The 13,841-nt window shown below is 50.8% G+C and carries 13 protein-coding genes; 4 read left to right on the top strand and 9 right to left on the bottom strand.

From position 1 onward, the window contains the following. Positions 1 to 89: 89 nt before the first annotated feature. Complete coding sequence (locus AGRI_RS08470) at positions 90 to 554, top strand: tRNA (cytidine(34)-2'-O)-methyltransferase (protein WP_008984537.1); 465 nt, start codon at positions 90 to 92, stop codon at positions 552 to 554. Positions 555 to 572: 18 nt separating this feature from the next. Here AGRI_RS08470 and AGRI_RS08465 read toward each other — a convergent pair whose 3' ends face one another. Genes AGRI_RS08465 through AGRI_RS08455 form a run of 3 tightly spaced genes read right to left on the bottom strand, consistent with a single transcriptional unit; the run spans position 573 to position 3,671 of the window. Further along, a complete protein-coding gene (locus AGRI_RS08465; protein WP_008984536.1) occupies positions 573 to 1,592 on the bottom strand; it encodes an alpha/beta fold hydrolase in 1,020 nt (339 codons plus the stop codon). Next, positions 1,585 to 2,976, bottom strand: coding sequence for an ATP-binding protein (locus tag AGRI_RS08460; RefSeq protein ID WP_008984535.1), 1,392 nt, complete (start codon positions 2,974 to 2,976; stop codon positions 1,585 to 1,587). The genes AGRI_RS08465 and AGRI_RS08460 overlap by 8 nt, the downstream gene beginning before the upstream one ends. Beyond that, positions 2,976 to 3,671: a response regulator gene (locus AGRI_RS08455; RefSeq protein WP_008984534.1), complete on the bottom strand. Its 696-nt coding sequence runs from the start codon at positions 3,669 to 3,671 to the stop codon at positions 2,976 to 2,978. The genes AGRI_RS08460 and AGRI_RS08455 overlap by 1 nt, the downstream gene beginning before the upstream one ends. Before the next feature lie 138 nt (positions 3,672 to 3,809). Between AGRI_RS08455 and AGRI_RS08450 the strand changes: the two genes are divergently transcribed. Continuing rightward, positions 3,810 to 4,283 carry a Spy/CpxP family protein refolding chaperone gene (locus AGRI_RS08450; RefSeq protein WP_008984533.1) on the top strand — a complete coding sequence of 158 codons (474 nt, stop codon included), beginning with the start codon at positions 3,810 to 3,812 and terminating at the stop codon, positions 4,281 to 4,283. On the opposite strand, the gene glnG is transcribed toward AGRI_RS08450, so the two are convergent. The 4 genes from glnG to glnA all read right to left on the bottom strand — a co-directional run bounded on the left by glnG (position 4,280) and on the right by glnA (position 8,881). Then, positions 4,280 to 5,692, bottom strand: coding sequence for a nitrogen regulation protein NR(I) (gene glnG, locus AGRI_RS08445; protein WP_008984532.1), 1,413 nt, complete (start codon positions 5,690 to 5,692; stop codon positions 4,280 to 4,282). The two genes, AGRI_RS08450 and glnG, sit on opposite strands and share 4 nt — an antisense overlap. Continuing rightward, complete coding sequence (gene glnL, locus AGRI_RS08440; protein ID WP_008984531.1) at positions 5,689 to 6,750, bottom strand: nitrogen regulation protein NR(II); 1,062 nt, start codon at positions 6,748 to 6,750, stop codon at positions 5,689 to 5,691. Before glnL ends, glnG begins: the two co-directional genes overlap by 4 nt. 78 nt (positions 6,751 to 6,828) lie before the next feature. Continuing rightward, positions 6,829 to 7,344 carry a DUF4124 domain-containing protein gene (locus AGRI_RS08435; protein WP_008984530.1) on the bottom strand — a complete coding sequence of 172 codons (516 nt, stop codon included), beginning with the start codon at positions 7,342 to 7,344 and terminating at the stop codon, positions 6,829 to 6,831. Between the two features lie 127 nt (positions 7,345 to 7,471). Beyond that, entirely contained in the window at positions 7,472 to 8,881 is a 1,410-nt protein-coding gene (gene glnA / locus AGRI_RS08430; RefSeq protein ID WP_008984529.1) for a glutamate--ammonia ligase, read from the bottom strand. A gap of 350 nt (positions 8,882 to 9,231) precedes the next feature. Between glnA and typA the strand changes: the two genes are divergently transcribed. Next, positions 9,232 to 11,067 (top strand): translational GTPase TypA, encoded by a 1,836-nt coding sequence (gene typA / locus AGRI_RS08425; protein WP_008984528.1) that lies wholly within the window; start codon positions 9,232 to 9,234, stop codon positions 11,065 to 11,067. A gap of 72 nt (positions 11,068 to 11,139) precedes the next feature. On the opposite strand, the gene AGRI_RS08420 is transcribed toward typA, so the two are convergent. Continuing rightward, entirely contained in the window at positions 11,140 to 12,378 is a 1,239-nt protein-coding gene (locus AGRI_RS08420; RefSeq protein WP_008984527.1) for a DUF819 family protein, read from the bottom strand. A 291-nt stretch (positions 12,379 to 12,669) separates the two neighbouring features. Between AGRI_RS08420 and AGRI_RS08415 the strand changes: the two genes are divergently transcribed. Then, positions 12,670 to 12,960, top strand: a complete 291-nt coding sequence (locus tag AGRI_RS08415; RefSeq protein ID WP_008984526.1) for a high-potential iron-sulfur protein — start codon at positions 12,670 to 12,672, stop codon at positions 12,958 to 12,960. Positions 12,961 to 13,020: 60 nt separating this feature from the next. Here the strand turns inward: AGRI_RS08415 and folM are convergent, their stop codons facing one another. Then, positions 13,021 to 13,758: a dihydromonapterin reductase gene (folM, locus tag AGRI_RS08410; RefSeq protein WP_008984525.1), complete on the bottom strand. Its 738-nt coding sequence runs from the start codon at positions 13,756 to 13,758 to the stop codon at positions 13,021 to 13,023. Between the last annotated feature and the right edge of the window lie 83 nt (positions 13,759 to 13,841).

Here is a 13,841-nt window from a genome sequence, read left to right as displayed (position 1 = left end):
GTTTGAGCTAACAGGCACAAGTACCTGACAGAAAAATATTTTGTGTTGTCATGACTGCGTAGCGCTGATGACGGCAAAGGAGCTTTAGCATGTTACATATTGCGCTTTTTCAGCCACAAATTGCCCCTAATACCGGTAATATTATTCGGCTGGCGGCGAATAATGGTTGCCGCTTACATATTATCGAACCGATGGGCTTTGATTTTGAAGAAAAGAAATTACGGCGCGCGGGATTGGACTACCATGATCTGGCGAATGTCAGCCGTTATCCGGATTACGCCCATTTCTTACAGGCGATGGCCGGTAGACGGATTTATGCTATTACCACCAAAGGAAGTCGCTTTTATCATCAGGTGAGTTACCAGAGCGATGATGTGCTGTTGTTTGGTTCAGAAACCAGCGGCTTACCGGATAGCGTACGCGATAGTTTGCCGGCAGAGCAGAAAATTCGTATTCCGATGCAAGCCGGTGCCAGAAGTTTAAATCTGTCGAACAGTGTGGCTATTGTCAGTTATGAAGCCTGGCGACAACTACAATTCGCCGGTGGTGTCTAGAGCACCATATAGCTGGCGCTAAGCCAGTTGCTGCAGAAACTGATTAATGGCAGCAAACACCTGTTGGCGCATGGCATCCTGCTCCATCAACAACTCGTGCCGGCCAGCGTTAATACTGCACAGCGTCTTCGGTAAAGCTGCTGGCAGGGCATTAAACCATTGCCGCTGCGCAGTATTGGCAACCACTTTGTCGGCGCTGCCTTGTATTAGCAGCACCGGCGTTTGACAGTTCACCACATCCCGCCTTAGCTGACGCATAGCCAGAATGGCCTGCACCAACCACTGGCAACTGACACCACCCAATTGCAGTTGCGGTTCACGTAAATAGCAGTCACGCAGTGCCTGATAGCGGGCCGGGCTGGAGGTCAGATCATTACCGGCAAAGACTTTATCACTATAAGCTTGCTGGCCCGGAAAATAGCCCGCCTGCGCCAGTGGGTTGGCCCTTAAGCGACGGCAATAGGCTAATGCCAGACCTTCAGCTACGCGGGTCGGGACCGGCCCACTGTGAATACCAAACATCGGAGAGCAAAACACGGCAGCACTGAAAAAGCTATGCCATTCCTGCCACATGGCACCAGTCAGTAAAGCGGCGGCAATAGCACAACCCATTGAGTGAGCTAATAACAGATGCTGCTGGTGACCGTTCGGTTGCACTATCTGGCGTAGAAACTGTGCTAAATCCTGCTGATAACATTGAAATGATTCAACATAACCTGGTTGTGGATCGGGCAATAAGCGGCCAGAGCGCCCCTGACCGCGATGATCCAGAATAAAGACACTGTAGCCCGCACTTACCAGCTCGTACATCAGTTCACTGTATTTGACGGCGGTTTCGATGCGGCCACTGCTAATCACCCAGGCCGCAGTGGCACCTGGTGTCAGCTGGTAACTGTAATGGATGGGGATACCGTTGACACCGGTAAAATGGCCGTGCTGCAGCTGCTGCCAGAAGGGGAGCAAGGTTTGTTGCCAGTGATCACTCAGTGTCGTCTCGTTGGCAAGTTGTCGGAGTTCAGGAAAGCAGCGGTTAGTCATCTGGGTCAAGCGTCTGGTTTGGCGGTGGCAGCGGCAGTGTAACATTGATTTGCAGGCCGCCACCAGCCGGCAGGCTGGCACTGACCTGGCCGTGATGCTGGCGAATAATTTGCGCGACTATCGCCAGGCCAAGGCCTGTACCGCCGGTTTGGTTGTTGCGGCTATCACTGACCCGATAAAAAGGCTGAAAGATATCACTTAGCTGCGCCTGCGGAATACCTGGTCCATAATCGCGCACTGTCAGCAGGAGTTGTTGCGCCTGCACTGTAATGGTGCAGTCAATATGCGAGTTAGTTGGGGCATATTTCAAAGCATTGCGCACGATATTCTCAATTGCCCGTCCCAACAGGTGGCTGTCGGCCAACAGCCACACCTGAGCCGGTGCCTGGAACCGGAAGTGCTGTTGCTTCGCATCGGCTTCCAACTGATTAATATCCAGCACCTGTTCGGTCAATGCCACCAGATCAACCGGGTGGTACTGTAATTGATACTGACCGGCGTCGAGTTTGCTATAGGTCAGCAGTTCATCCAGCATCGCCTCCAACCGTTCCAACTCGCTTTTCAGTCGTGGTAATTGTTGTAAATCCTGCTGGCGCTCGCTTAAACCCAAAGCCAGTTGCGCCCTGGCCAGTGGCGATCGTAATTCATGTGAAATATCGCGCATCAACCGCTGTTGATTATGCAATAGCGCACTGATCCGCTCGGCCATGGTATTAAAACTGCGGCCAAGCTGCCCCAGCTCATCCTGACGCTTGGCTAACTGTTCAACCCGGCTATCTAACTGACCATGCGCAAAGCGCAGGTTTTGCTGCAATAGTTCGCGCAAAGGTCGCGAGATTGAAATGGCCAGGACAAAGCTGGCCGCGGCGGAAATCAGTAATAGCAGCAAGACTAAAATGGGCTCTGACAAACTACTTAACCGCCACCAGGGCTGCGATGGGCGCTGGCGTAATTGATACAACGCCAGTTGCTCGTCAGCCAGTTGCAGCATAAAGGGGCCGGCGAGATGAATATTATTATGCCGTAACAACCGTGGCCGGTTGAGTTGGTTAAGTTCCGTTAACCAGTTCAGGTTGAAGTTGCGTGGCAGTAACTGCGGCGTCAGTAACTGATTGTCGCGGCTCCGGACTATCACCCAGCGCTGCTCGGCCTGCTGCGACAGGAGTTGTAATAGTGACGGCGTGTCCGGTAACTGTTGCCATTGCAAAATCTGCTGCTGCAATTGCGCAGTAATACCGGGGGGTAGACGGCGGATATCGGTATCTTCAATTAATTGCCTGGATAGCAACAAGGTGAGGGCGACCGTCAGCATTAACACTAACCAAAACCAGATAAAGATGCGTCCAGCCAGTGAATTAACCGGGTTGAGCCAGCCGAACTGCATCAGGATCCCTCCATTAAAAACAGATAGCCACTGCCACGTAAGGTTTGGATTTTTTCACTCTGGCTATGCTGCGCCAGCTTTTTCCGGATATTACTGATATGCATATCCAAACTGCGATCATACTGTTGTAAGCGCCGTCCTAATACAGCACGGCTTAAATCATCTTTACTGACCACCTCTCCGGCCCGACGCATCAGCTGCTCGAGTAATTGAAATTCGGTGGCGGTAAGGCTGATCGGATGACCGGCACAACTGACCTGGCGGTTTTGTGCATTCAGACGGACCTCATTCAGCTCCAGTAGCGGTGAGAGATCGTGTTGTTCTTGCTGTAACAGTTCGATACGGCGCAAGATGGCTTTGATCCGTGCTACCAGTTCGCGCGGATTAAAGGGTTTTGCCAGATAATCGTCTGCCCCGAGTTCCAGTCCCAGAATCCGATCGATATCGTCACCGCGGGCCGTTAACATTAATACCGGACAGTAGGGGCCCTGACGTAGCGCCTTTAATACCGACAAGCCATCACGTTTTGGCAGCATCACATCCAGCAGAATCAAATCGCAATTGCTGTCATTGGCCCGGGCCAGCCCTTGCTCCCCATCATGCACCGCCTCAAACTCGAAACCGTCCAATGCCAGGTATTCCGCCACCAGTTGGGTCAGTTCGGTGTCATCATCAATCATCAAGATTTTGGGCATAGCTAACCTCCTGCTTTAGCTCAGTTTACGTGGTTGTCAGCATACTGTCAGGTCCTTTACAGAACCTTTACCTGAGGTTTGCGTTGCTTTGCACTTGGCGGGCTAAACTGAAAGCGTCAACAAAGTGGAGTGCACAAAATGAAGGTTAAAACGATTTTAGTCAGTATCACTAGCGGTTTATTATTAATCAGTAGCCTGAATCCGGCGCTGGCCGGCGACAAAGGCGAGTGGCGGCAGAACATGACCGGCGCCTGGCAGCATGGTCAGCTCTGGCAGCAACTGGACTTAACTGACCAGCAACGCCAACAGATCCGCGAGTTGATGCAAGCGCATCGAGCGGCTAAGCCAACAGCACAACGTGAGGCGATGCAAGCGCTGCTGGACGCTCCGCAGTTCGACGAGCAAGCTGCGCGCGACTTACTGGCGCAACGCGCGGCACAGCGTGAACAAAGGCAACTGGCCGGTTTAAAGCTGCAGCATGAGATCCGGCAGTTGTTAACCAGTGAACAACGTGAACAATTGCAGCAATTGCAGCAACAACGCCACAGCAAGCGGCATGACAAAGCCGGCAAGCCAGGACGTTGGCATAAACAAAGCGCCGATAATAACTAATCGACGCCGAGCTCTTTCAGTTTCCGTGTCAGGGTATTGCGGCCCCAACCCAGTTTGCGGGCCGCTTCTTGTTTATGGCCATGGGTATAACGTAGCGCCTGTTCCAGCACCACTTTTTCAAAAGCGGGTGCTGCTTCGGCCAGGATATTATCCTGCCCGGCTGCCAGGCGCTCACTGACCCAGCTCGCCAGTAAGGCTTGCCAGTTATCTGCGGTTAAACCGCTACCGTTAACCGGCTGCGGCTTGGGCTGCTGCAGCAATTCTGGCGGTAAGTCCGATACCACTATATGCTTGCCACTGGCCATCACGGTTAGCCAGCGACAGGTATTTTCTAACTGCCGGACATTACCTGGCCACTCCAGATTGCACAGTACTTGTTCTGCTTCTTTACTTAGTGTCTTCGCTTCAACGTTAAGCTCAGTGGCAGCTTGCTGTAGAAAGTGTCGCGCCAACTTGCCGATATCCTCGCGCCGATCTTTTAACGCCGGCAAATGAATCCGAATGACATTCAGGCGATGAAATAAGTCTTCCCGGAATTTACCTTCCCGTGCTAATGATTCCAGATTTTGATGCGTGGCGGCAATGATCCTGACATCCACGCCAACCGGCTGATGACCACCTACCCGGTAAAACTGACCGTCGGCCAGCACCCGTAGTAAACGGGTTTGCACATCCAGTGGCATATCTCCGATTTCGTCGAGAAACAGGGTGCCACCATCTGCCTGCTCAAAGCGGCCTTTGCGGGCATTATTGGCACCGGTAAAGGCGCCTTTTTCATGACCAAACAACTCGGACTCAATCAGATCTTTTGGAATGGCCGCCATATTTAGCGCGATAAAGGGCTGCTCATGTCTTGGGCTATGTTTGTGCAGTGCCCGCGCCACCAATTCTTTACCGGTACCGGACTGACCATTAATCAGCACACTAATACTAGAGCGGGCCAAGCGGCCAACTGCTCTGAATACCTCTTGCATCGCTGGTGCCTCACCGATGATTTCGGTGCTCAGCAGCGGTGGCGTCGGTTGCTGTTTCGCCCGGCGGTTTTTGTGATGTTCCAGCGCTCTGCTGATCAGTGCTACCGCATCATTAACGTCAAAGGGCTTAGGCAGATACTCAAAAGCGCCGCGTTTAAAGGCATTGACTGCGCTGTCCAGGTCGGAGTGCGCGGTCATAATGATGACCGGTAATTCCGGGCTGAGCTGTTGTAATTTACCCAGTAACTCCATGCCATCGGTACCCGGCATCCTGATATCGGATACGACTACCGCCGGCTGCTCGTAATCGAGTCGTTGTAACATTAAATCGGCGGAGGCAAAGCTTTCACAATGAATGTCATTGCGACTAAGGGCCTTTTCCAGCACCCAACGGATCGAATTATCATCATCAATTATCCAGACATCCTGGTTCATAGTGGGTCCTCATGGTCTGAAATTGGCAGATAAAGCGTGAAAGCGGTGTAGCCTGGCCAGCTTTCACAATCAATCCAGCCACGCAGTTGATGGATAAGCGTTTGTGCAATAGATAACCCCAGGCCGGTCCCGCCGGCTTTACCACTGACCATTGGGTAAAACAAGGTGTCTCGGATCTCGGCCGGAATGCCGGGGCCGTTATCAATTACCTTGATACAGGCTACCAATTTATACCTTTTGCCATGTAGGGTATGTTGCGACAGAATCCGGGTCTGCAACGTAATATCGCCGCCCTGGGCCAGGGCTTGTTGGGCATTGCGCACAATATTCAAAATGGCCTGTTGCAACAATTCCGGATCAAAGTAGAAATCCGGAATACTGGGATCGTAGTCACGATGAAAATGGATCGGTGCCGGGTTATCAATGCGGGCCAGTTGCAGCACCTGCTCGACCATCTGATGCAGGTTGCTCAATAACAGCTGTGGTGGTCGGTAAGGCCCGAGCAGACGGTCGACCAAATTACGTAAACGGTCAGCCTGAGCAATAATTAATTGCGTATATTCTTTTTGTTCTTCGCTTAATGACTCTTCCAACAATTGTGCGGCGCCGCGCAAACCACCAAGTGGATTTTTGATTTCGTGCGCCAGATTGCGCACCAGCTCCCGTGCTGCCAGATGTTGATGCTGCTGTAAGCTCTCCATACTAATTTTACGTTGCTGATCAACCTGCCTCAGTTCCAGTAATAATTGCAGTGGTTGCTGGTCGAGCAGGGTGACGGCGATATCGAGCAGTAAATGGCGCCCATCCGGTGTGACCGCCTGCACGTCGCTTACGCTAAATGACTGCCGGTGCAACAGTGCATTCTGCAGGTGTGAGGCTTTTAAATCCAGATGCTGAAATACGGTTGGAAAATGTTGATTACTGAGCCGTTTCTCACCCAAACCCAAGACAGCACAGCTGGCGGTATTGAAATAACGGATATGTAATTGCTGGTCGAGCACCAGCACAGCGGTGGTCAGCTGGTCGGCAAGCGCACTGGCAAACAGATCCTCGGGCATAAGCTATCCTCTTGCACCAAATTGGTGCTTTCGACCGGTAGTTTAGCCCGAGCGGTGTCAGATTACACTGACTTTGCACTAATTTGGTGAAATTACACTGGCACGGTGTAAGTAAAACGTTGTTACAGGACTTATTGCAATTAGCTTGCCGTTTTGATCGATGAGTTCTAATTGAATGGTGTGTTCGCCACGGTCAATATCACGTAACACAAAGACCGCACTATTTTGGGGTTCGCCATAAGCCAGGCCGTCGAATACCAGCCGCACCCTTAAGCCGCGCTGAAAACGTGGTTTGATCCGACCTTCAATATAGACTGAGCCGGTATTATCACGCAACGTCGCCTGATCTTCTGGTTGAAACACCTGGACTTTAAAGGGCTCTGGCGCAGCAGGCTTGGGCTCGGGGAATTTGACTTCAGTCGGATCCATCAGATTAGGCCGAACGGTAAGGGTAATTTCCTCCGCTCCTGGCGATGGACTATCAGAGAAAATCACCACTCCGTTGGCATCGCGGCTGACATAAATACGTTTCTCCTGCGCCAAAAGGGTGCAGCTTAGCGTGAGCAACGTCAGTATTAAAATCAGTATCCGCATCTAGCCTTATTCCCATATTGTCATCCTGACCCAGTTTTATAACTCTAGCTGGAAAATGTTAAATTTTCTACAAAAAAAAGCCCACCGAAGTGAGCTTTCTGTTTTAGTACTTTTGCACTAGTCGGGCTTAGACACTGTAGTACAGTTCGAATTCCAGTGGGTGCACAGCCATTGAAACCTTGCGGGCTTCTGCGCGCTTGATAGCGATGTAGGCATCGATCATTTCGTCGGTCATTACGCCGCCTTTGGTAAAGATCGTGCGGTTTTTGTCCAGTTCGTTCAGTGCTTCATCCAGTGAGGTGGCAACCTGTGGAATATTCGCTGCTTCTTCGGCTGGTAAGTCGTACAGATCTTTATCCATCGCATCGCCTGGGTGGATCTTATTCTGGATACCATCGATACCGGCCATCAACTGAGCGGCAAAGGCCAGGTATGGGTTAGCTGCCGGATCCGGGAAACGACACTCAATACGACGCGCTTTAGCACTTGGTACCAGTGGGATACGGATTGACGCTGAACGGTTACGGGCTGAGTAAGCCAGCATCACCGGCGCTTCAAAGTGGGGTACCAGACGCTTGTATGAGTTAGTCGACGGGTTGGTAAAGGCGTTCAGCGCCTTGGCATGCTTGATAATACCGCCGATGTAGTACAGTGCCAGCTCAGATAAACCGGCATATTTGTCACCGGCAAACAGGTTTACCCCGTCTTTAGCCAATGACTGGTGGCAGTGCATACCTGAACCGTTATCACCAACCAGCGGTTTTGGCATAAAGGTCACGGTTTTACCGTACATATGTGCCACGTTGTGGATCACGTACTTTAATTGTTGAATTTCGTCGGCTTTTTTCGTCAGCGTATTGAAACGGGTGGCAATTTCGTTCTGACCAGCGGTCGCCACTTCATGGTGGTGTGCTTCTACGGTCTGACCCATTTCTTCTAACACCATACACATGGCGCTACGGATATCGTGGCCTGAATCGACCGGCGGTAATGGGAAGTAACCGCCTTTCACGCCCGGACGGTGGCCTTTGTTGCCGTCTTCATAAGCAGTACCTGAGTTCCAGGCAGCTTCAGTCGAGTTAATTTTGAAGAATGAGCCCGACATATTGGTTTCAAAACGAATATCGTCGAACATAAAGAATTCAGGCTCTGGCCCGAACAACACGGTATCCGCAATACCGGTCGACTTCAGATAGTCTTCAGCACGCTTGGCAATAGAACGTGGGTCGCGGTCATAACCTTGCATGGTGCTTGGTTCAATAACGTCGCAGGTGATGTTAAGGGTGGTTTCTTCGAAAAACGGATCCAATACTGCAGTGCTTGGGTCCGGTAACAGGATCATGTCTGAATCGTTGATGCCTTTCCAGCCAGTGATCGACGAACCATCGAACATTTTGCCGTCTTCAAACATCCCTTCTGAAACCTGACTAACCGGCACTGTTACATGCTGCTCTTTACCTTTAGTATCGGTAAAACGCAGGTCAACAAACTTTACTTCGTTTTCTTTGATTAACTTTAATACGTTTTCTACAGACATGTAATCCTCCAACTAACCCATTTTGAGCATTGCGCTGATTGCTTGCCCCAATAATGCCAATACCATGCCAATATATTAAGTGTATGTATTACATGATTTTAGTATTTTTGCACCCAGGCTTAAACACTGGTCATGCACCAAGTTGGTGCGCTTGTGCGCTAATTTGGTGCCTGTCTGGCAAGGCCTTGAGTGTAGCTGATAATCAGGCTGTTGAAAAAAAATACCAAAATCCTTACAGGAGTTTTTTATTTCAGTGCAAAAACAGAGTAGAATACGCGCCCTTTAGTTTTTATTTGCGTTCGCCTGGTGGTCATTCTGGTCATCTAGTGCCACACAGAGGATAGTTATTCATGAGCGTCACAGCGTCATCCATCGACAAACTTCGTAATATTGCCATTATCGCCCACGTTGACCACGGCAAAACCACTATGGTTGACCGGCTGTTGCAACAATCCGGTACCCTGGATTCACGCGCCAAGCTGCAAGAGCGGATCATGGACTCCAATGCTCAGGAATCTGAGCGGGGTATTACTATCCTGGCAAAAAATACGTCTGTGCGCTGGAATGGCTATCAGATTAACATTCTGGACACGCCGGGCCACGCCGATTTCGGTGGTGAGGTTGAGCGGGTACTGTCGATGGCCGACTCAGTTTTGCTGCTGGTTGATGCCGTAGAAGGCCCGATGCCACAAACCCGTTTCGTAACGCAAAAAGCCTTTGCGCATGGTTTAAAGCCAATCGTTGTCATTAACAAAGTCGACAAGCCTGGTGCCCGGGTAAACTGGGTTATCGATCAGGTGTTTGATTTATTCGATAACCTGGGCGCCTCTGACGAGCAGTTGGATTTCCCGATTGTATATGCATCGGGCTTAAACGGCTGGGCATCTTTAGAAGCCGATGTGAAGAAAGACGATATTACTGATCTGTTCGAAGCCATCGTGAAATATGTCGAGCCACCAAAAGTTGAACTGGAAGGTGAGACTCAGGTGCAGGTATCACAGCTGGATTACTCAAGTTACTTAGGCATTATTGGGATTGGTCGGATCAAACGTGGTACCTTAAAGCCAAACCAGCAAGTGACCATCATCGGTGCCGATGGCAGCAAACGTAACGGCAAGGTCGGTCAGGTATTCGGTTATTTAGGTCTGGAACGGCATGAAACACTGGAAGCGACTGCGGGTGATATCGTCGCATTCACCGGTTTAGGCGAGCTGAAAATCTCTGACACTATTTGTGCCACCAGTAAAGTTGAAGCCTTACCAGCGTTACAGGTTGATGAGCCAACTGTAACCATGACGTTCCAGGTTAATACCTCTCCGTTTGCAGGTAAAGAAGGTAAGTTTGTAACTTCGCGCCAGATCCTGGAGCGTCTGAACAACGAGCTGAAGCATAACGTGGCGCTGCGGGTAGAAGAAACCGAAGACGGCGATAAATTCCGGGTTTCAGGCCGCGGTGAATTGCACTTAGGCGTATTAATTGAAAATATGCGTCGCGAAGGCTTTGAATTAGCAGTATCACGGCCGGAAGTGATTATGAAAACCATCGATGGCGTGAAACAAGAGCCATTCGAGGTAGTGACCATCGACGTGGAAGAGCAGCACCAGGGCTCGATCATGGAGAAGATGGGTGAGCGTAAAGCAGAAATGACTGATATGCAGCCGGATGGTAAAGGCCGGATCCGGATGGATTTCGTGATGCCAAGTCGCGGTTTAATTGGTTTCCGTACCGAGTTTATGACCCTGACCTCAGGCACAGGTCTGATGTACCATACATTTGACCATTACGGCGACTTTAAAGGTGGTAACATTGGTCAGCGTAACAATGGCGTACTGATTTCTAACGCGACCGGTAAAGCGCTGGCTTATGCGTTGTTCACGCTGCAGGAGCGCGGTCGTTTATTTACCAGCCATGCAGACGAAGTATACGAAGGCCAGATTATCGGTATTCATAGCCGTAGCAATGACCTGACTGTTAACTGTTTAAAAGGTAAGCAGCTGACCAACATCCGTGCCGCCGGCACAGACGAAGCCTTAACCCTGACGCCACCGATCAAGTTGACGCTGGAAAGCGCACTGGAGTTTATCGATGATGACGAACTGGTTGAAGTGACGCCAAAATCAATCCGGATCCGTAAGAAGTTCCTGACGGAAAACGAGCGTAAACGCGCCAGCCGTAATGCTGAATAAGCGTCTTACCCGGTAACAAAAAGCCCCGGCAACCTTGCCGGGGCTTTTTTTATCGGCTTGGGTTACCGATGCTTAGGGCGCGACCTGCTGCAGAATCAAACCACAGATATAGGCTCCGTAAGTGCCTAAACCATAACCTAACACAGCCAGCAAGACACCAACCGGTGCCAGCGATGGATGAAAGGCTGCGGCAACTACCGGCGCAGAGGCTGCACCGCCGACATTAGCCTGACTCCCGACTGCCATATAAAATAACGGCGCCTTTATCAGACGTGCGACAAACAACATCAGGCCGGCATGACAGGCCATCCAGACAATACCCACCAGGAACATCTCCGGATAGTCTAAGATCGCCGTGACGTCCATATGCATACCGATGGTGGCGACCAGAACATATAAAAATACGGTGCCAAGCTTAGAGGCGCCGACCGCTTCCAGTTTCCGGACCTTAGTACCGGATAACAGTAAACCCACGGTAGTGGCAATCACCACAATCCAGAAAAAGGAGCTGGTCAGGCTGTACATTTCTAAATGTGGGGCCTCGCGCTCAATCCACGGCACAATCAGATCGGCCAGTAAGTGCGACAAGCCGGTTACACCAAAGGCCACCGCCAAAATCAGTATTAAGTCGGTAACCTGAGGAATTCGCGCATTTTCAGCATGATATTGTTCAATTTTCTGCTGCAGATGACGAATCGCACTGGTATCGGCGCCGGTCTTATGATCGAAATAGCTGGCACGGCTGGCCATAAACAGCAGTACCGCCATCCAGATATTGGCAACGATCACATCGACCGTGATCATCACTGAGAAGATACTGCCATCGACGTTAAACACTTCTTTCATAGCAGCCTGGTTGGCGCCACCGCCGATCCAACTACCGGCAATGGTGGTCATGCCACGCCAGATATCGCCACCAAGAGCCTCCGGGTAGAGACTCCCAAGCATCAGTAGCGCCAGAGGGCCACCGATAATAATGCCAGCGGTACCGGTTAAAAACATGATTAAGGCTTTAGGGCCGAGACCCAGGATGGCTTTAAAGTCGACACTTAAGGTCAGCAACACCAGACTGGCCGGTAACAGATAGCGCGATGCCATCTTGTATAGGGATGACCCCTCACCGTCGATAATGCCAAAGCTGTTAAGTAACGATGGGAGAAAGTAGCAGAGTAACAATGCCGGAACGTAACGGTAAAAGGCTTTGCAGTAACGGTTTTCGCTATGGCTGGTATAGAACACCAGCCCCAGGATCACCGCCAGGATGCCCAGTACTACGGCATCATTAGTGATCAGAACAGTGGTTTCTTGCATATATTATTCTTGTAGTTAAGGCCGCAGCCTGGATTAAAGTCGCAACATAACGCAGCAGGGTTAATGTTTGCCAGCTGCCTGCGGCAGTGTGCCGTAAAATGTGGTCTGCTGGCAACACGCTGACACAGCCAGGCACAAAAATCGGCAGTGGCTTAAACACAATTAATACCTAATATAGGTCGCCCGGTATGGCGTTATCTGCTAACCTCTAAAGCGGCTAAAGTTGATATTTATCAAATCCGCGCAGACGGATCCCCAGTATTATTTACTAAACAATGCAGGAGTTTCAGAATGAATAATATTAACCGTCGTAATTTCTTTAAGATTTCAGCCGGCGCCGTCATCGGTATGACTGTTGGTGGCGTCAGTTTGCGCGCCTTTGCCGCTGAGCCGGTAAAGCTGGATGATCCCCTGGCTGCCGCCATGAAATACACCCATAAATCAGAAAAAGCTGATCAGAAATGTGCCAACTGTAATCTGATCCAGGGTGAAGATGGTCAGGAATGGCGGCCATGTGCCATTTTCCCGGGCAAGTTGGTGGCTGCGGAAGGCTGGTGCTCTGCCTGGGTGAAGAAGGTGTAAAACTTTTTCCTGGTACAAAAGCGCCGGCAATTTGCCGGCGTTTTTTATCAGGGTAACGAATCAGGGCAGGTTTAAATGCCGTCCGCCGTCCAAAGCTAACACCCGGCCGGTCAGGTATCGGCTGCTCAAAATATAATTGACCGCCTTAACCACTTCCTGTGCACCCGGTTCGGTTTGCAGTAACGACTTTTGCAAAGCCTGCTGTTTATAGTCTTCGCCATCTCCGGCATTAAACATCAGTAGGGCTGGCGCTATGGTATTGACCTTAATGCCGGGGGCAAACTGGCGGGCAAAGGAGAGTGTCAGATTTTCCAGCGCGGCTTTTGAGGCGGCATAGGCAATATGTTTAGCACTGCCAACACTGGCGACAAAATCACTTAACTGAATAATATCCGCCTGCTCACTTTGCTGCAGTTGCGGCAGCAAGGCCCGGTTCAGTAAATAAGGCGCTCTGGCATGCACCTGCTGCAGATAATCAAAACTGGCTGCTTCGGCTTCCAGTTGTTGTAGCAGGCTCTGGTGCTGTGCTGGCGGATCTTTGCGCCAGTCTGAGGCATTGTGAATCAGTGCCCGCAGTGGGCCCAAGCTTTGTAGCTGGCTGATAAAGTTCGCCAGGCTGGGTAAGTCGGTTAAATCACATTGTAGAGTTATGACGCCGGCGGCCTGCAACTGCTCCAGCCCGGGCCGCACCGATCGGTAGCTGGCGACAACCTGATAACCCGCTTGTTGTAGATCTAACGCCAATGCCAGGCCAACGCGTTGCGCGGCGCCGGTGATTACAATAATTTCGTTCTGCATAAGGTGTTTATTCGCTTGATTCGGATACGTTCGGCTTTTTACGTGCAATACGCGGTTTAGCTCAGTTGCTGCGATCACTTCGT

It is taken from the genome of Alishewanella agri BL06 (genome assembly GCF_000272005.1).
Classification (GTDB): Bacteria; Pseudomonadota; Gammaproteobacteria; order Enterobacterales; family Alteromonadaceae; genus Alishewanella; species Alishewanella agri.
Note: the sequence above shows the minus strand (reverse complement) of the source record. Positions and strands in the feature narration are given on the sequence as shown.